Raw genomic sequence first — 18,411 nt, 5'->3', positions numbered from 1 at the left:
GAATTCATGGGTCTCACCCTCACCGTTACCAATGCAGGCCGCGCCGCACTCGTGAATGCGAGCAACACCGGCACCGCCCCGGTCACGATCGCGCAGGTCGGCCTGACCGGCACCGCGGTCACGCCCGATCCTGCGGCGACCGCCTTGCCCGGCGAGTTCAAGCGCATCGCAACACTCTCGGGCGATGTCGTGGCCGACGATACGATCCACCTGATCGTGCGAGATGAAACCGGCGACGTCTTCACCGTGCGCAGCCTCGCGCTCTACCTTGGCGATGGCACGCTCTTCGCCATCTACGGGCAGGCTGACGTGCTGGTCGAGAAGTCAGCGCAGGCGCTCATGCTGCTCGCGATCGACGTCCAGTTCGCCGATGTGGATGCGACGGACCTGACCTTCGGCGATGCCAATTTCCTGAACCCGCCCGCGACCACCGAGCAGATGGGCGTCGTCGAACTCTCGACGCTGGCGGAGGCCATCGGGGGGACAAGCCAGACCCGCGTCCCGGCCGAGAAGATGGTCAAGGACGCCGTGAATGCGTGGCTCGATGCCCGCTTCGGCGCGAACAATGCCGGTATCTGGCACCCCGGCAACGATGGCGCAGGCTCGGGCCTCGATGCCGATCTGCTCGATGGGCAGCAGGGCAGCTGGTACAGTAACATCCCGGCACGCCTTGGCTATAACCCCGTCCAGCAGGGCACCGGTAACGGGCAGCTTGCCGGCAATGTCATCAAGATCGGGTGGTCCAGCGCCAGTCGCCTCAAGGCGACCGTCGACGTTACCGACCAAGGCAACCTGGTGACGGACCCTTATCTGGCTGGCGGCGGACTGGGGATCAATGGCGCCTATATGAACCGCGCCGGGAATGCGCTGTGGGGCCCCGACAATGACGGCGCCGGCAGCGGACTGGATGCGGACCTGTTGGACGGTTTGCAGAGCAGTGCGTTCGCGCGCCGCGATGGCGTAAATTTGGGGCCGGTCAATCTGCGAATTGATGACGCCGACTTCATAGTCAGCGACGGGACCGACACACCTTCTCATTACATCTGGCGTGATTGGGACACGAGTACCCTATTTATCGGCACTGCCACCGCACAACCGAAAACCCGATATGATCTGTTTACCGATCAAGGAAACAGATATTGGCATGCGGGCAACGATGGCTCCGGCAGCGGCCTGGATGCGGACCTGTTGGACGGCTACCAGGGCAGCGCATTCGCGCGCGTGTCTCAGCCGAACACGTTCACCTCGACCCAGGTGATCGACGCGGCCGGCAACCAGCTGATTATCCATTATGCCGGATCGAATTCGCCAAGCACCATTCTGCGCGCCGACACCAGCAACTTCTTTTTCCTGCTGACCGACGCCGGAACTGCCCCATCCGGCAACTTTAACGGCCTACGCCCTTTCAACATCACCCTGTCGAGCGGCCTTGTCACGATGAACAATGGCCTGAACGTTCGGTCATCGCTTGCGTATGATGGCAACACCGTTTGGCACGCGGGCAATGATGGTTCGGGCAGTGGCTTGGACGCCGATCTGTTGGACGGCCAGCATGGGAGCTACTACGCGCGCAACGACGCGCCGAATTTCACGGGCACCCAAATCTATGTCAACAGCGGCTTGCTGTTGCTGCAACACACCGGAACAGACGCCTACATTCGGCCGACGAACGCGAACGGCAACCTTATCCTGGGCGCCGGGAACACGAATTATTTCACAATTAGCTCGAGCGGCTTTGTGGCGATTAGCGGCGGCAAGGTTTGGCATGCTGGCAATGACGGCAGTGGCAGTGGACTGGACGCGGACCTACTGGATGGCGCACACGCAAGCTGGTTCGCCGATATCCCCGCCCGCCTTGGCTACACGCCAGTCCAGCAGGGCGGCGGCATTGGTCAGGGCACGAACAAGATCTACGTCGGGTGGAGCGGCGCACGGCTTAAGGCCACCGTGGATTCCACCGATCAGGGCGCGCTGGTCACCGAGCCGAACCTCAACGGCAATGTCCTGAACATCAAGGGCGCCAGCATGTGGCGCGGCGCCTATAACCTGTGGGGCCCCGATAACGACGGTGCTGGCAGTGGCCTCGATGCCGACCTCCTGGATGGTCTGCAGGCAAGTGCATTCGCAAAGATGGCGGACTTCGCAGGCGACTTGTCTGCGGGCGGCTATCAGAAGCTCCCGGGCGGCCTGGTCCTGCAATGGGTGCGCGGGGCTTCGGGGGCCAGCGAAGGGAGCCAGGCGCTGAACTGGCCTCTCACCTTTACTGCTGTGATCGATGCCTTCGTCTCGACCTCGGTGTCATACGCATCGTCCAGCGCGGACGTCTGGTTCCAGCTTGTCGGCTCACCCAGCAACAACGGCTGCACGGTCATGCGCGGCTACTCTGGCAACACCGGGGAAGTCGCAGCAGCGCCGGTCGTTTTCGCACTCGGAAGGATTTGAGGGTAATCATGGCACGGTATTTCAGCTCACAGTCGTGCGGGTTCTATGACAGCGACTTGCACCTGGTGGTCCCTGCAGACGCGGTGGAGATCACGCCCGAGCGTCACGCAGAACTTCTGCAGGCGCAGGCGGAAGGCATGGTCATCAAGGCAGATGAAGCGGGCGAACCCCTCGCGGTCATTCCGGCGCCGCCCAGCGAGGCCGAGCAGTGGCGCGCACTGCGCAAGCGTCGCGGTTTTCTCCTGACCGCCAGCGACTGGACGCAGATGCCCGACAGCCCGCTGACCGATGCACTCCGATCCGATTGGGCCGCCTACCGGCAGGCCCTTCGCGATCTTCCCGAAACCGTCACCGATCCGGCCACTGCTGAGTGGCCGGTCGCCCCAGCTTAGAAAGGAACTTCCCGTGTCCGAACTCTCGTTCAAGATCGGCGCCTTCAACGCCGAGACCCGCGCCGTCCCGGTCACCTTCACCAGTGGTGAGATCGTCCACAAGCGTGACGTCAATGCCGTGCTGAAGGCGGACGGCAGCTACGACAAGGCGGCCACCAAGGCCCGCGTCGAGGAAGTGGCCATGGGCGTGGCGCACAAGATCGCTGCCGGTGTCATCACCAAGCCCGAGCCAGAGACAGCGGAGGTAGCGACCGCTTCGGAATAATGCCCGGCGGCGGGGCCTCCCTGCCGCCACCCGGCCCCTTTACGGAAGGGGGCTTCGGATGTTCCCGCATCCTGAAAACCGCGAGCCTGCACTCGCACTCTCAAGGCGGCGCGCCCGCCTTTTCTGAGTTCCCTTCCGTGGCATGCCGCGAAGGGCAATCGTGCAGGAAATCCAACATGTCTACCCCTTTTGTTCTCGTCCGCCCCGTTTCCCCCGCTGCCGGGTACATCGGCGGGAAACGCAACCTTTCCAGACGCATCTGCGCCATCATCGAGCGCACCCCGCACACCAGCTATGCCGAGCCTTTCGTGGGCATGGGCGGTATCTTTCTGCGCCGCTCGCGCCGCCCAAGGGCAGAGGCGATCAACGATATCTCGGGCGACGTCGTCACCCTGTTCCGCTGCCTGGCCGAGCACTATCCCTACCTGATCGACATGCTGCGCTTCCGCGTCGCGAGCCGCGCCGAGTTCGAACGCCTGCTGGCGCAGGACCCGGATACGCTCACCGACCTGCAGCGTGCGGTGCGCTTCCTCTATGTCCAGCGCCTGGCCTTCGGCGGAAAGGTTTCGGGCCGCAATTTCGGCGTCGATGCTTCTGCGCCCGCGCGGTTCGATGTCGGCAAGCTGGAACCGATGCTGGCCGAACTCCATGATCGCCTGCAGTCGGTCACGATAGAGCGTCTGCCCTATGGCGATTTCATCCGCCGCTATGACAGGGAAGACGCGCTGTTCTACCTCGATCCGCCATACTGGGCCTGCGAGCGCGACTATGGCGCGAACGTCTTCACCCGCAACGACTTCGCCGCGCTTGCGGATCAGCTGGATGGCATCAAGGGCAAATTCCTGATGTCGCTGAATGACAACGCTGGCGTGCGCGAGACCTTCGCAGCCTTTACCGTCACACCGATCGACACGACCTACACTGTCGGCGCGAAGTCCCGGCCCGCGCGGGAAGTGCTGATCTCCAATTTCGTGCAACCTGCAAATGACAAATAGGTAGGGCCTGACTGTTCGAAGCGGAGCATTGCGCGGTCCGGAACTCAGGTCCTTTCCAGCTGGGAAGTCGCCTGATGGTCAACGCGGCGTGGGGTGGGAATTTGCATTTATCACCCCACGCTCTGACTGGCGAATGACCCTTGGACCAAGGCCCTAACCATGGCGCTCCCGTCTTCGAAGCAGGTCATATACAACGAAATTGGCGGTCAATTTTCGGATGCCTGGCAAATTTGCCAGCAGGCCGCTCTTGACGTGTTCGTACTCTCCCACGCTCTTCAGGCAAAGGCGTAGGGAGTAGTTCATGTCGTTGGACAGCAGCAGGCATTCTCGCAGATTGGGCCAGTTCAGCACGGCCTCTTCGAAACGCGCGCGATAGCCTGGTTGGCGTCGATCGATTTCGATCTGGATGATGACATCGATACCGGTTTGTTGCTCGGTCGCCGGTTCAGGCAAGGTCGATAAGCCTTCGGCCCGCAGCGGTTTCGCCTCGATCTGTGGCGTCTCAAGCTGATCACCCTGCACAACCTTGATGACCGTCAGGAGCCGCTCTTGCCCATCCCGGTCTGGCCAAAGAATGGATTGCCCCTCGCGCAGACCGACAAGGCCCGCGCCTATTAGGGTGAGTATGGAAATTCGCCCCTGAACGATATCGGCTTCGCGGGGGTAGACCAATTGTACCCAGCGTGCAGTGCCATTCGTTTCGTCGCGATACTTCACTGTGGCACGCATGGTGACGACGTCTTTCGGGATGCGCTCGGCCTTCAGTACCTTGGCGCGCAGAATCTCCTCAAGCAGGAGCTTGCTCACGTCGGGCGCAAGATTCTCTGCCGAGTAGGCAAGACCCGAAAGCGCATCGGCTTCGACATCGATCAAGTGAATAGGCGGCCGTTGTGCCGACCCTGACTTTGGCATGGTTGTAACTTTCCGGTGAATGGCGTGGAGCAGCGCCGCAGCCGTGCGCCGTAGTTTCACGTTCGCCCCGAGCTCGGGGCGCTATCCACCTGAACCCGGGGCTAAATGCCTGCGAGAAGCTGCCCCCCATGGCGGGCGTACCGGAAATGCCGAACGTCAAGAATCATGAGCAGACGTTGCCGCATTCGCTGAATGCAGTCAAATTTTGAGCCCGCGATCGGTCACTTGGGTGAAGTCCGAGGTGGATCGAACGGCAAGTTTTCAGGAATTTAGTCAGAGATCTGCCGTTCCGAACCCGCCAACAAACCTGACATAGCGCCTCCGGCCGAAGTGCGCCCATCCCGGTCATTCAGTGGCCGGATTGGCAATCCCAGAACCTGCCGTTCGCGCGAAAGCTGGGCACAGACTGTGTCTGAACGATCATGGCTGGGGAGATCAGAGCCTTTTGCCGACTAATGATGCACGAGCGTTGGCAATCAGCTCAGCCCTGATTTCGGTCAATTCACGTAGCCGAATGCCATCGTCGCTTTCGGGATCGACTTTAAGAAGTCCCTCCGACACGTCACCAACATCACCAATGACAATGGTCTCGGGGTTGCCTATCTGTGCGTAGCGAATTGCGTCCGAACACGCGATGACATTCCGAATTCTCCGATCAAGTTCTCCTGGCTGCATACCAGTCTCGCGAATAATCTCTTCCTTAATCCGTTCGAGCCATCGTCGATCAAGGGAATTGATTACGCCGTTTCCGTATGTGCCAATTCGGTTATATTGCCCATCGTCAATAATTTTCTTGTCCAGAAGCGCCATAATAAGATCGCTCAGCAGGTTCATGCGCTGCAACCCGCTGACCATTTCTGACCAGAGGATGCCGCGACCATATTCTGTGATGGCGGCAGGCACAAACTGGGCGATGCGCAACATCATACGCGCCACAAACAGCGACGCATGGATGCCATGCACTGGAAGCAAGGTCGCAACCACTGCCCGTGCTCCCAACGATATAAAACCATTCGCAGTAGTAGCATGTGAGCCGTCGATCGCCTGAGTATCGCACGCGCTCAGCATAACGATCGGTGGTACGCGCAGCTTCCCGCGTAGGCTCCAGACATCAACCGGAGTGTCGCCGATCATCAGATAGCTGATATTGGTCGCAGTATCGTGCACGCCGTGACCGTCGAAGATGGCCATCGGCCCGTCGAATTCGTTGAACGCTTTAACGAGTTCTTCAGTTGTCGTTACATCTACGGATACAATATTAAGCCTACCCTTTGGCCAAGCTGGCGCCATCATTTCAATAGATTTCTTTACAAGGGTGCTGAGACGATCATCCGATTTGAAGGATGAAATCACCAGAATGTCACGGAATGCATCAACGGGTATAGTGATCGTTTCATTGTCAACTAACTGCGTCATGAGCAGGTCACCGGGGGTTGATGTCAACCGCGAAGTGTTGTGTGCCAATACAAGAGGCAAGTCCCCAATTGGAAGCCATTCGAGCGGAGCATCGCTGATCACTTTGACGCCATGGGCACTTTCGTTGATGCACCGGAGAAGTTCGGCACCCACTGTCTCTTTGAGCCGCTTTTGCACACTTGCGAAAGTACGTTCGAGCTTTGATCGATCACGCAATTCTTGCGTACGGGCCATTTGGCCGAGTTGGCCAATCAGGCCACTGGCGCGATTGACAGCGGGTGGGACACGCACAACTGCGCTTAACGTCGATGCTGCACGAAGCCCTATTGCAAGTGCGAAAAGGGTTAGTTCTCCAATACGCTCCCGCAACATCATCCTCGCGAGTGGGCTCGCGCGAATTGCCGCATCGTCGCCAAAGCTTCTGCGAAAACCGGATTGGCGTACGAGACCGTTCAGGAGGTTGCGAACCGCCGATCGTTCCTCCTTTGGTGACGCGGAGGCCATGTTGGCCCAGTTGAACCGGTAATGGGCGGGTGCAACCACGAACACGTCGGGTTGCGCCGGGGCGATGCGATGGAGCGGTTGGAACGGGATATCGTCGCGTAGCGTTTGGACAGCGTCGTAGGATTTAACGATTTCCTCGATGTAGGCAGCCTCATCTTTGCCGGTCCAACGTTCTTTCGAGGTTGGGCCGTCGATGCCGCCGGCGGCCAACGACAAAAGATTCGGAATCGTCGTCAAATGCGAGACAAGATCTTCGCGCGAGTTGACGACGTCGCGTTCTTTCCAGTTGCCGACAATCTCTCGTACACGATCAAGCGGTGCCTTTGCATAATGATTGGTCAGCGCTTCGAGCACGGCGAAGGCGTGTTGTTGCAAGCTCGCCTGCGTAAGTTGATCGGGTGTGATTGCGTTGTCGTATGGGCCGAGTGCAACGTGGAGGATCGGCACCGGAAGCGAAGCTGCCCAGTCAGCAATGGAGTCAGCGGCATTTTTCGTCGCTGAGAAGGTGACGAAGAATGGTTTTTCGAGCACCTCGTTCGCGCTTAATTTGATTAGCGACGAGTCTGAGACAGGAGTCGCCAGCCAAGAGCTTTGTCCCGCCGCGTGTCGAGCCAAGCGAATTGGGCGAGGAAGGCTCGGGTCAATCACATTGGGCGGCAGTTTGACTAAGTTCGGTAAAAACGGAATATAGTCGAATATTTCAGTTGTAAACCCTTGAAATATCGAGCGTTTGTCGAGTGGTGCATTTGGCACGACGAACACATACTTAATTTGGATGTCGGGCTGATAATCCCGCTTCATACATTAAATCCGGACTTGTCACTGTAGCGCATTGTTCTTTGCTAGCCGTTTATTTAGTCTTTTGTCATTTTATTAGATTTAAGGTTGTGCATATCCCCAAGTGCGGACCAATGGCGGCCTTTTTTGTACGGTTAGGTCAATGGTTGCACTACTGCTTTTAGAAAGCGCTTTCAATCTCGTAGGCATCAGCAATTAGGGCGGCATTTTCCTCCGGCTTCATGTGTTTTGTATTGGCAGCTATCCGACCGCCGTTCTCCGACAATGGTCAGACCGTTACCGGCCCATTGCAAACGTTGGAGCGCAGACGACCAACGTCCGCTTCCCCAACGTACTTGCCATTAAGGTGACGCCAATCGGCCACCGATAGCCGTCATACGGCCATGGGGCAGTGATCCGGCAAGAGCAGTTGGATGCAGGCTCTGCATTTGGTCAGCCGCCCATCCAAATGCACCCCCGCGAAACGCGATGAAGAGCGCGCCATGGTCGCCCCATGGCGCAACCCCTCGATCCTGAACAGCTAACCGGTGACGTGCTTCGGCTCGGCGTGATCGCGTCCGTCGATCATGCCAATGCCACCTGCACTGTCGAAAGCGGTGATGTGGTCACCGGCGACCTGCCGTGGATCGCGCCGCGTGCCGGCGGCTTGCGCATATGGTCTCCCCCCACGATCGGGGAACAGTGCCTGCTGCTCTCGCCCGAAGGCGATATCGAAAATGGCGTCGTCATCGTCGGCCTCTATTGCGATGCCTTCCCCGCCCCCTCTGCCAATCCGGATCTGGTCCACCTTGAATTCGATGACGGCGCCGTCATCGCCTACGATTTGACGGGCCATGCGCTGACAGTCACGCTACCCGCAGGCGGCACCGCGACGGTCGATGCGCCGGGCGGCCTGACCCTCAACTGTGACGTCACCGTCAACGGCAAGCTTACCGCCAGCACCGACGTTATCGGCGGCGGGATCAGCCTGAAGGGCCACAAGCACGGCGGCGTGCAGGCTGGCGGCGCGCAGTCCGGGACGCCCGTGTGATGACTGGCATGGCCCGCGATACAGGCAAGGCACTCGATGGTCTGGAGCACATCCGCCAGTCGGCCGCCGATATCCTCTCCACGCCCATGGGCACGCGCGTCGGTCGGCGCGAGTATGGCTCGCTGCTGCCCGAACTGATCGACCAACCCATGACGGCGGCAAACATCCTGCGCGTCTATGCCGCGACCGCCGTGGCGCTCACCCGGTGGGAAAGCCGCATCCGCCTGCGCCGCGTGGGCGTGGCCGCCGGGGATCGCCCAGGCGCGGCGACCGTGATCATCGACGCCACCCGCACAGACACCGCTCCCGCCAACGCGCTGGTGCGCCTTTCCGTCCCTCTTGCCGCCTGAACCCAAGGAGCCGCTCATGGCCTTCAAACATGGAATCACCGTTACCGAGATCAGCACCGGCGCCCGCACGCTGGCTGCCGTCTCCACCGCCATCATCGGCCTTGTCGCCACCGCGTCGGATGCCGATGAGGCAGCCTTCCCCCTCGATACACCGATGCTTGTTACTGACGTGGAAGCCGCAATCGGCGATGCCGGTACGGACGGCACGCTTGCCGCCTCGCTCCGCGCCATTGCCGACCAGTCGCGCCCGATCGTCGTCGTGGTCCGCGTGGCCGAAGGCGCGGACGAAGCCGAAACCGCCAGCAACGTAATCGGCACCACGACGGCCGAAGGCATGAAGACGGGCATGCAGGCACTGCTCGCCGCGCAGGGCCAGCTGGGCGTGAAGCCCAAGATCCTCGGCGCGCCGGGGCTCGAGGCGCAGGCCGTCACGGCCGCGCTTGCCGTGGTGGCGAAGAAGCTGCGCGGCTTCGCCTATGCCCGCGCCGTGGGCGATACCGTGGCCGACGCCGTCCTCTACCGCGCGAACTTCAGCGAGCGTGAACTCATGCTGCTGATGCCCGACTTCCTCGCCTGGGACACCGCCACCAGCGCCAACGTCACCAGCTTTGCCGCTGCCCGCGCGATGGGCCTGCGCGCGAGGATCGACGAACTCTACGGCCCGCAGAAGACGCTTTCGAACGTGGCGGTTTCAGGCGTCGTCGGCCTGACCAAGGACATCCACTGGGATATCGAGGACATGGCCAGCGATGCGGGCGTGTTGAATGCTTCGGAGGTGACCGCGCTGGTCCGTTCCGACAGCGGCTTCCGCTTTTGGGGCAACCGCACCTGTTCGGACGATCCGCTGTTCCAGTTCGAAAGCACCACGCGCGTCGCGCAGCTGCTGGCCGATACCGTCGCGCGCGGCATGGACTGGGCGATGGACAAGCCCCTCACCCCTGCGCTCGCCCGGGACATCATCGAGACGGTCAACGGCTTCTTCCTCGAACTGAAGGCCGCCGGCGTCATCCTCGGCGCCAGTGCCTGGTTCGATGAGGCGAACAACTCCACCGCCAGCCTGCAGGCCGGAAAGCTGCGCATCGATTACGATTACACCGTGCCGCCGCCGCTCGAAGACCTCGGCTTCAACCAGCGCATCACCGACAGTTACTTCGCGGACTTCGCGAGCCAGCTGACGCAAGCCGCATAACCGGCGCGCCGCACTTCCTCCCCCGTTTGCATAGGAGCCCACCATGGGACTGCCCCGCACGCTCAAGAACCTGATGCTTTTCAACGAAGGTCAGAGCTACGTCTGCGACGTCAAGACCGTCACCCTTCCCACGCTCACCCGCAAGATGGAAGAATACCGCGGGGGCGGCATGTCTGCCCCGGTAAAGCTCGACATGGGGATGGAGGCGATGGAGCTGAAATCCGTCTTCGCCGGGCCTGAGCGCGATATCCTGCGCCAGTGGGGCATGACCAAGGTGAACGGGGTCTACATGCGCTTTGCCGGGTTCTACCAACAGGACGATACGGCAGAGACCGACACGATCGAAGTGATCGTGCGCGGCCGGCATTCGGAAATCGAAATGGGCGATCAGGAAGTGGGCACGCCCGCCGATTTCACCGTCACCTCGGCCCTCGCCTACTACAAGCTCATCTGGAACGGCCGAACCGAGATCGAGATCGATCCGCTCAACATGGTCGAAATCGTCGACGGCAGCGATCGACTGGCAGAGCAGCGCAGCGCCCTCGGCCTGTTCTGACCGTCCGGCCCGGCGCATCCCGCCGGGCCGCCTTACTTTCCCTCTGACATCCGGAAGCCAACATGACCGAAGCCACCCCCGAAATCCGCACCGTTGCCCTCGACACGCCCATCCAGCGCGGCGAACAGACCATTGAATCCATCCAGATCCGCAAGCCCAAGTCGGGCGAACTGCGCGGCCTTGCCCTGGTCGAACTGGGGCAGCTGAAGGTCGATGCGCTGACCAAGCTTCTCCCGCGCGTCACCATCCCCATGCTCACGCCCGCCGAAGTCTCCAACATGGACCCGGCGGACCTGCTGGCCTGCGGCGCGGAGATCGGAAGTTTTTTGCTGCAGAGGGCGCAGCGCACGGATGCCCTCGATCGGTAGATGACGCGATGGCGGACGTGGCGGTCATCTTCCACTGGCCGCCCGCCGCGATGGACGGGATGGACCTGTCCGAACTCATGGGCTGGCGTGACCGGGCGGCCCGCCGTTCCCAACAACCGGAGGCACCGGGGAAGCGCTGATGGCTGACAGAAACCTACGCCTGCAGATCATTCTTGAAGGGCTGGACCGGGTGACCGCCCCGCTCAAGTCCATCACCGGCGCGTCATCGGCCGCGCGCCGGGATCTTGCCGAAACGCACAAGCAGCTGAAGGGGCTCGATGCCCTGCAGCAGCAGGTCGGCCGCTACAAGGCCGCCGAAACCCGCTACGCCAACGATGCGCGGCAGTACGAAGAACTGCAGGCGAAGCTGGCCGCCTTGAGCCAGCAGCTTGAGGAGACCGAGGAACCCACGAAGAAGCTGCGAAACGAGTTCGAAAAGGTCGAGCGCCAGACCGCACAAGTGGCGCGCAAGCTGGAAAACGGCGGCGCCGAACTGCAGCAGCTGTCCTCGAAACTGTCGGACGCCGGCATCGACGTTGCAGACCTTGCCCGGCATGAGGACCGCCTTGCCGAACGGACGCAGGATGCAACCGAAGCCTTGCGCCGCCAGACTGCCCAGCTGGAGAAAGTCGATCGGGCTCGGCGCAATTCCGAGAAGCTGAGCGACATCGGTTCCAAGGCCACCGGCATGGGCGTGGGCATGATCGCGGCCGGCACCGCAGCGGGCGCGCCGATTGCAATGGCCACGAAGCAGGCGATGACGCTGGAAAGCGCCATGGCCGATGTGCGCAAGGTGGTCGATTTTCCCACGCCCAAGGCATTCGCCCAGATGTCCGATGACATTCTGGAAATGAGCACCCGCATCCCGATGTCCGCCGAAGGCATTGCCCAGATCGTTGCCGCAGCAGGGCGCGCCAATGTCCCGCGTCAGGAATTGCTCCGGTTCGCCGAAGATGCCGCGAAGATGGGCGTGGCTTTTGACAGCACTGCCGAGGAAGCGGGCAGCACCATGGCGAAATGGCGCACGGCCTTCGAACTGCCGCAGCAGGGCGTCGTGGCCTTGGCAGACCAGATCAACGCGCTGACCAACAGCTATGGCGGTAATGTCGGTGCCGTCACCGACATGGTCACCCGCATCGGCCCGCTGGGCAAGGTGGGCGGGCTGGCCGCGTCCCAGATCGCGGCGATGAGCCAAGTGCTTTCCAGCGTTGGCGTGGAATCGGAAGTGGGCGCCACCGGCATCAAGAACATGATGCTGGCGCTGACCAAGGGCGAAGCGGCCACCAGGTCGCAAAGTGCGGCGTTTCAGGCGCTCGGCCTCGATGCCGTTCAGGTCGCAAAGGACATGCAGCGCGATGCCGGCGGCACGATCATCGACGTGATGAAGCGCCTGCAGCAGCTGCCCAGGGAAGCGCAGGCAGGCGCGCTCACCCAGCTGTTCGGATCGGAAAGCGTCTCGGCCATCGCGCCCATGCTCACCAGCCTCGATCAGCTGCAGAAGAACTTCGCGCTGGTGGGAGACAAGGGCCAGTACGCGGGCTCGATGAACAGGGAATACCTCTCCGCCATTGCGACGACTGAAGGTTCAACGCAGCTCGCCGGCAATGCGATCGATGCGCTCAGCACCAAGATGGGAGATCAAATGCTCCCTACGGTCTCAGAGGTATCCGACAAAGTGAGGGATGCCGCGAATGGCATGCGGGATTGGGCGGAGGAAAATCCCAATCTGGCCAAGGGCATCATGATCTTCATGGCCGTGGGTTCGGGCCTGCTCATTTTGCTCGGCGGCCTCGCGCTGGCATTCGCTGCGCTGACTTTCGCTGCCGCTCCCCTTGGAATCGCTCTCGGTCCGCTATTGCTGATCGTTGCGGCTGTGGCCGCCGTCGCTGCCGCAGCCTACCTGATTTACAGCAATTGGGGCGCGATCTCTGCCTGGTTCAGCGGATTGTGGGAAGATATCAAATCGGCTGCTGGGGCCGCCATTGACTGGCTCGTCGATGCCTTCATGAACTTCTCGCCTATCGGCTTGCTCATGAAGGCGTTCGACGCTGTCCTCACCTACCTGCAAGGTCTCGATTTGAAGGAGATCGGGCGAAATCTCATACAGGGCTTGGTCATCGGCATCACCGGAATGCTCGGCACGTTGAAGACTACGGTCATGAATGCCGCCGGATCGGTTGCCAGGTGGTTCAAGGAAAAATTGGGCATCCATTCGCCATCGCGCGTCTTTGCCGGGCTGGGTGGCTTTGTCATGGCCGGGCTCGATCAGGGCCTTGCGGAGAACAGCGCAGGACCATTGCGGCGCATTTCCGCCCTGTCGGACGCCATGGCGGCAGGCATAACGGCCAATCCGATTGCGCCCCTTGTCAGAAGCGCACAGCCGGAAGGCGGCGGCATGCTTTCCCGCATTGCCGATAGTTCAGGCAGGATGGCCGGCGCGCTCGTAGCCGGAGCCGCCGCGCCCGCTGTGGCGATGGCCTCGCCTGCATCTGCGTCGGCCGATACGCGCGCGGCGCCATCCGCTCCCGGCGCAACCTATAACATCACCGTCCATGCCGGGGCCGCGCCCGCACAGGACATCGCCGAGGCAGTCCGCAAGGCGATCGAGCAGATTGAGCGCGAGCGGCGCGGGCGCGGCTTTGGCGACGAATGAGGAAGGCTCCGCGATGCACCTGATGGCCCTTGGCATGTTCCTGTTTCAGATCCCGACGCTCGCTTACGACGAACTGCAGCGCAAGACGGACTGGCGCTTCGCCCGCTCTGCCCGCGTGGGCGCGCGCGATGCCGTCCAGTTCCTTGGCCCGGGTGATGAGAAGGTCAGCCTGTCCGGCGCGGTCTATGCCGAAATCGCCGATGGCCGCGTCTCGATCGACCAGCTGCGCGAAATGGCCGATCAGGGAGAGGCCCTGCCACTGGTCGATGGCAGCGGCACCGTCTTCGGCAATTTCGTGATTGAGGCGATCGATGAACGCCACGTCGCCATGATGGCCGATGGCCGCCCGCTTCGGATCGATTTCGGCATCGATCTGCTGCGCGTCGATGATCCGGCGCCCGCCAACAACGCGGAAACAGCGGCATGACTCAGGCGATTACCAATATCCCGGACTGGCGCGTAACGCTCGATGGCAAGGACCTGACCGAACGGATGCGCCCGCGCCTGGTCTCGCTCACCATTTCCGAAAAGCGCGGGGACGAGGCCGATCAGCTGGACATCGTGCTGGACGATACGGACGGCATGCTCGCGATCCCCAGGGAAGGCGCGCTGCTGGCCGTAGCACTGGGCTGGAAGCAGGGCCGCGATGTCACGCCCGGCCTGATCGACAAGGGCAGCTACAAGGTCGACGATGTCACCCATAGCGGCCCGCCCGACCAAATTCGCATTCGGGCGCGTGCCGCGGACTTCACCAGCCAGATCCGCAACCGCCGCGAACAGAGCTGGAAGAACACCACGCTGGGCGCAGTGCTTCAGGATGTCGCCGGCCGGAACGGCCTGACGCCGAAAGTGGCCGCCGATATGGCCGCGATCGTACTGGCCTCGATCAGCCAGAGCCGCGAAAGCGATGTGGCTTTCCTGCGCCGTCTGGGGCGGGAATACGATGCCGTGGCCACCATCAAGGACAGGCACCTGATCTTCGCGCGCAAGGGGGCGCGAACGACCGCCAGCGGCAAGGCGCTGCCCACGCTCACCCTGACCCGCCGCAGCGGAGACGGCCACAACTGGCAGCGGCAAAAGCGGGATGGGCAGGAAGGGGTGACCGCCAGCTGGCATGACCGGAAGGGCGCGAAACGAAAGACCATTACCGTGGGCAAGACGGACGGCGCGAAGAAGCTGCGCAAGGTCTATCCGGACGAAGCCTCAGCCAAGCGCGCCGCCATCGCCGAGCGGGACAGGCTCAAGCGCGCGCCCGCCAAGCTGGACCTGAAACTGGCGCTGGGCAGGCCGGATGCCTACCCGGAATGCCGTGTCTCGGTCTCGGGTTTTAAGAACGAAATCGATGCCAGGACCTGGCTGATTTCAGAAGTGACGCACAGGCTCAACAATGGAAGCGGGTACATCACGGTTCTAAGGATGGAGACGGCACCTTGAGTGTCATGGGGCTCTGGGATCGATTTCGGGTGCCGTGGTCAAAGGCTCGTGGCGCGAGTGGCCAGGTGCCGATTGCTGCCGTCGAGCATTGCCAATGAGGGCTGTGTGAGTTTCGCCCGGAAAACAAAGCCCTTCTTCCTTGCTGGAGTTTGAGTTACGCTTTATGGGCCGCCGCTTAGCGGCCAGATCGCACTTATTCGCCGCGGCTAGGGAAAAGATGTGACGAAACGCGCGGGAGATGATCGAGCAGAGCCTAAGGCAAAAGCTGCACTTCTTGATTTCCTGCGTTCGACGGGTGAGTTATCCAGCCAATCTTCAGTGAGTGCCGAACTCATTCTCGACAATTACAGAGTTCGGGCAGACGTTGCTGTGTGCGACCGAAACGATCTGCACTGCTACGAAATCAAAACCGACCGTGACACGCTTGCTCGTCTTGACCGGCAGCTTGAGGCCTATGCTCGGCATGCCAATTTTGTCACGGTCGTCGCGGCGACACGGCACATCAACGCCATTATGTCGCGAGTTGACCCCCACGTTGGCATAATCGAAATGGTCGGCCTCGATTGTCAGAATCCGCTCCGCGTGGTGCGCAAAGCATCGCGCTCACCCGCATTTGATGCAAATGCGTTGCTGTCCCTCGTTCCCGTAAAGGATCTTCAATCTCGGCTCGCGATAACTGGTCGGCTCCGGCGACACGAAGTGGTCGCCGAGGCAGTTGAGTTGGCCGTCGAGAAAAAGAAGCAGGCCGTTCTCGCCTTTTTTGCTGAGCGCTACGGGCCGAATAGTCGGGCACTGTGGCGAGCAACTCGGCGGCGTAAAATCCGACCCAGCGATCTCTCCATTCTCAGGCGTTGGAGCCAGGAGGCGGATGCCATCAAAGATGGCAATGGCGTTCGAGTCTCGTCACCAGCGTTGCGCGGCTGTACCGACGCGGCGGTCTATAGGCACGTTGGCCAGAGTTTTGGACCGATTCCGGATGAATTAAAAGACATGTTAGCCGATTAATCGACCCAAGGTTCGTCTGTTGTTAGCGAAGCGCCCGCCGATTGCGCCTGAACATGCATATGAATGTTCATTCGAATTGTGGTCCATTTACCCGCTGCATTGAGGCCTTCCATTTTGCCTTCGGCGGCTTCTCGGATCCGCTGCGCCCCCCAGCACAAGTTCGAATCGTCCCACTTTATGTCCTGACGGACCCGGACTGCGGCGTTGTGAAAACCTTCGCGTCGACGATGATATATCCATTCTCCAGGTGTCGGGTAATCGACACGAGGGACGCCGCGAAAGGCAGGGTCCCTGTCGGAGGCGAAGATTGCAGCATGATCGCCGTATTGCAGATCAATTCCGGCCGCTACGATAGGCGGGCTGGACTTTAGCATATCGTAGAGTTGCCGTTCGCGAATCGTCAGACAAGCATACTCTTCGCCCGTTGAAGTAAATTCGCTTGGGAAACTCGAAGCCTTGAAAACATGAGTACGTGATCCCCCCGAAAAATGGGAGTTGGAGGAGAGGATTGCACTTTGAGCCATAACGCCAATGGAGGTGAGATCATCACGTAAGCCAATCTGCTCGTAGTCGTAGACCATCAGCAGATGATTCTGGTCGAAAGATAGACCGGCAAGCTCTGCAGCTTGCGTGAGATTCCAGCCTCGAGATCGACGAAATCGAAAGATTAGCCCTCGATTCAGCGCAGCGAGCTGCTGTACTTGGGCCCTTAATAGATCGGGGTCGTCAGCCCATTGCACTACCGGGATGCGACGCTCGTCATTTCGAATGAACTGACACCAAGCCTGATATCCATTCGCGGGGTCGTGAAGTGCAGCGACTTCTGAGCGGCCCAATGCGGCCCAGTCAGCACGATCCTGCCTTTTGTAAATCTTGTCAGAGGGTGGGGCCGGCAAGGCTAGATCCATCCCTATCTGGCGCTCTCCATAGGCCTGCGCCATATGATCGGTCGACCTTTGAATCGGACTGCCTTCCCCTTTTTTTGGATGGGGCCACGCTTGCACGCGAACGATTGGGAAGATCGAGTCCTTTATCGGCTCCGCCAGCCTGCTAAGAGCTTCGGCCTCGCTTTGTCGAATAGTCAGGCTCGGAAAATATTTTGCAGTAAACAAAAGGCACTCTCTCCAAAGTATCGCGGTCTTAAGTGAGCACACCCAAGCGAATATTCATGGCCGCTGGAGAAACCTGCAACGCTTCTGCAAGTTTATTAACATCCCTTTCGCCGTTGCGCATAAGCTGGGTAATCAGATGCCACGGCATTAAAATTTCGGCTGCCAAGGCATTCGCCTCAAATTCTCGCCTTTCGGAGAGCCCGCTCCGATAAAATGTATCGTCGACCAATTCATTGCCAATGACATCCCTATGGAGAACGTAATGCGCGATTTCATGGGCAATAGTAAAACGCTGTCGATTACGGTGCTCGTGCCGATTGACTTTGATAGTCCAAGTCTTGCGATCATCCTTATCCAAGACAAGCATTCCCGACACAGCAAGCGGCAGATCACTGATAACCACCTTGACGCCGAGATCATTTGCGATGGCCCCTAGTTTAACCGGAGCTTCCACTTGATGACGAGCGATCGCTTCGGCTGCATAGGGGGGCAGTTGGGGAATGCTCAGTCGCGCCATTCTTCATCTCGCACTTGATGTTCCGGGGCTGCGTCGGATTTCACGATCGACGCGCCCAAGGCATCTTGCACCGCATCCCGGGCGCGGGTTTCCATTGCTGCAGTGATGGCGGCGTCCACTCGCTGGGTAAAATTCTCCGATTTGAAATAGCTGTCGCTTCCACTCTTCGAGGTCTCAACTGAAATCTGTTCTGCTATGCTGCGAAGTGTCTGGAAGCCCCAGATAGCTGCGACGGCGACGATGAATCCAATAAAGGTCACTATTAGTGAAACGACGGTGAGGAGAATCGCGATCAGGTCCTTGTATTCCCAATCGCCAGGCCGAATTATCGACGCACCCTGAAGGTCGAGCAGCAATAGCAGCAGTCCAAACATGAGGACATTTGCCGCCAAAACAGTTCGCTTTAACCACCGCATATCTCTCGATAAGATACGTCAGCGGCTTTGTCGATATGTTGGCGTTGATCCAATTCG

General features: G+C 60.4%; 19 protein-coding genes. 14 read left to right on the top strand and 5 right to left on the bottom strand.

Features of this window, described 5'->3' with window-relative positions; translation table 11 throughout:
- Positions 1-6: 6 nt before the first annotated feature.
- The 4 genes from J3474_RS05040 to J3474_RS05025 all read left to right on the top strand — a co-directional run bounded on the left by J3474_RS05040 (position 7) and on the right by J3474_RS05025 (position 4,094).
- Positions 7-2,442 (top strand): phage tail protein, encoded by a 2,436-nt coding sequence (locus J3474_RS05040; RefSeq protein ID WP_207093309.1) that lies wholly within the window; start codon positions 7-9, stop codon positions 2,440-2,442.
- A gap of 8 nt (positions 2,443-2,450) precedes the next feature.
- Positions 2,451-2,834 (top strand): tail fiber assembly protein, encoded by a 384-nt coding sequence (locus J3474_RS05035; protein ID WP_207093308.1) that lies wholly within the window; start codon positions 2,451-2,453, stop codon positions 2,832-2,834.
- 13 nt (positions 2,835-2,847) lie between these two features.
- Positions 2,848-3,099 (top strand): hypothetical protein, encoded by a 252-nt coding sequence (locus J3474_RS05030; RefSeq protein ID WP_207093307.1) that lies wholly within the window; start codon positions 2,848-2,850, stop codon positions 3,097-3,099.
- Positions 3,100-3,275: 176 nt separating this feature from the next.
- Entirely contained in the window at positions 3,276-4,094 is an 819-nt protein-coding gene (locus tag J3474_RS05025) for a DNA adenine methylase (RefSeq protein ID WP_207093306.1), read from the top strand.
- A 153-nt stretch (positions 4,095-4,247) separates the two neighbouring features.
- On the opposite strand, the gene rnk is transcribed toward J3474_RS05025, so the two are convergent.
- Positions 4,248-4,967 (bottom strand): nucleoside diphosphate kinase regulator, encoded by a 720-nt coding sequence (gene rnk, locus J3474_RS22965; RefSeq protein WP_308632745.1) that lies wholly within the window; start codon positions 4,965-4,967, stop codon positions 4,248-4,250.
- Positions 4,968-5,441: 474 nt separating this feature from the next.
- On the bottom strand, positions 5,442-7,727 hold the full coding sequence (locus J3474_RS05015; protein ID WP_207093305.1) for a CHAT domain-containing protein: 2,286 nt from the start codon (positions 7,725-7,727) through the stop codon (positions 5,442-5,444).
- Between the two features lie 490 nt (positions 7,728-8,217).
- On the opposite strand from J3474_RS05015, the gene J3474_RS05010 reads away from it, so the two are divergent.
- From J3474_RS05010 to J3474_RS04965, 10 genes are all read left to right on the top strand, one after another.
- The gene (locus J3474_RS05010; protein ID WP_207093304.1) at positions 8,218-8,754 is read left to right on the top strand and encodes a phage baseplate assembly protein V; all 537 of its coding nucleotides are present in this window, start codon (positions 8,218-8,220) and stop codon (positions 8,752-8,754) included.
- Entirely contained in the window at positions 8,754-9,104 is a 351-nt protein-coding gene (locus J3474_RS05005) for a GPW/gp25 family protein (protein WP_207093303.1), read from the top strand. Before J3474_RS05010 ends, J3474_RS05005 begins: the two co-directional genes overlap by 1 nt.
- Positions 9,105-9,120: 16 nt before the next feature.
- Positions 9,121-10,293, top strand: coding sequence for a phage tail sheath subtilisin-like domain-containing protein (locus J3474_RS05000; protein ID WP_207093302.1), 1,173 nt, complete (start codon positions 9,121-9,123; stop codon positions 10,291-10,293).
- 43 nt (positions 10,294-10,336) lie between these two features.
- Positions 10,337-10,849, top strand: coding sequence for a phage major tail tube protein (locus J3474_RS04995; protein ID WP_207093301.1), 513 nt, complete (start codon positions 10,337-10,339; stop codon positions 10,847-10,849).
- A 62-nt stretch (positions 10,850-10,911) separates the two neighbouring features.
- Complete coding sequence (locus tag J3474_RS04990) at positions 10,912-11,217, top strand: phage tail assembly protein (RefSeq protein WP_207093300.1); 306 nt, start codon at positions 10,912-10,914, stop codon at positions 11,215-11,217.
- An 8-nt stretch (positions 11,218-11,225) separates the two neighbouring features.
- Positions 11,226-11,357, top strand: coding sequence for a GpE family phage tail protein (locus J3474_RS04985; protein ID WP_041558677.1), 132 nt, complete (start codon positions 11,226-11,228; stop codon positions 11,355-11,357).
- A complete protein-coding gene (locus J3474_RS04980) occupies positions 11,357-13,870 on the top strand; it encodes a phage tail tape measure protein (protein ID WP_207093299.1) in 2,514 nt (837 codons plus the stop codon). The genes J3474_RS04985 and J3474_RS04980 overlap by 1 nt, the downstream gene beginning before the upstream one ends.
- Before the next feature lie 13 nt (positions 13,871-13,883).
- Entirely contained in the window at positions 13,884-14,297 is a 414-nt protein-coding gene (locus J3474_RS04975) for a phage tail protein (RefSeq protein ID WP_242528198.1), read from the top strand.
- Positions 14,294-15,304 (top strand): contractile injection system protein, VgrG/Pvc8 family, encoded by a 1,011-nt coding sequence (locus J3474_RS04970; RefSeq protein WP_207093298.1) that lies wholly within the window; start codon positions 14,294-14,296, stop codon positions 15,302-15,304. Before J3474_RS04975 ends, J3474_RS04970 begins: the two co-directional genes overlap by 4 nt.
- A gap of 219 nt (positions 15,305-15,523) precedes the next feature.
- On the top strand, positions 15,524-16,309 hold the full coding sequence (locus tag J3474_RS04965; protein ID WP_207093297.1) for a sce7726 family protein: 786 nt from the start codon (positions 15,524-15,526) through the stop codon (positions 16,307-16,309).
- On the opposite strand, the gene J3474_RS04960 is transcribed toward J3474_RS04965, so the two are convergent.
- The 3 genes from J3474_RS04960 to J3474_RS04950 are packed head-to-tail and all read right to left on the bottom strand — an operon-like array spanning position 16,306 to position 18,312.
- Complete coding sequence (locus tag J3474_RS04960) at positions 16,306-17,463, bottom strand: beta family protein (RefSeq protein WP_242528197.1); 1,158 nt, start codon at positions 17,461-17,463, stop codon at positions 16,306-16,308. The genes J3474_RS04965 and J3474_RS04960 overlap by 4 nt on opposite strands.
- The gene (locus tag J3474_RS04955; RefSeq protein WP_207093295.1) at positions 17,450-17,938 is read right to left on the bottom strand and encodes an ImmA/IrrE family metallo-endopeptidase; all 489 of its coding nucleotides are present in this window, start codon (positions 17,936-17,938) and stop codon (positions 17,450-17,452) included. The genes J3474_RS04960 and J3474_RS04955 overlap by 14 nt, the downstream gene beginning before the upstream one ends.
- Positions 17,926-18,312 carry a hypothetical protein gene (locus J3474_RS04950; protein WP_079731202.1) on the bottom strand — a complete coding sequence of 129 codons (387 nt, stop codon included), beginning with the start codon at positions 18,310-18,312 and terminating at the stop codon, positions 17,926-17,928. The genes J3474_RS04955 and J3474_RS04950 overlap by 13 nt, the downstream gene beginning before the upstream one ends.
- Between the last annotated feature and the right edge of the window lie 99 nt (positions 18,313-18,411).

The organism is Novosphingobium sp. PY1, from assembly GCF_017312445.1.
In the GTDB taxonomy this organism is placed as follows: domain Bacteria; phylum Pseudomonadota; class Alphaproteobacteria; order Sphingomonadales; family Sphingomonadaceae; genus Novosphingobium.
This window is presented reverse-complemented; position numbering and strand designations above follow the sequence as displayed.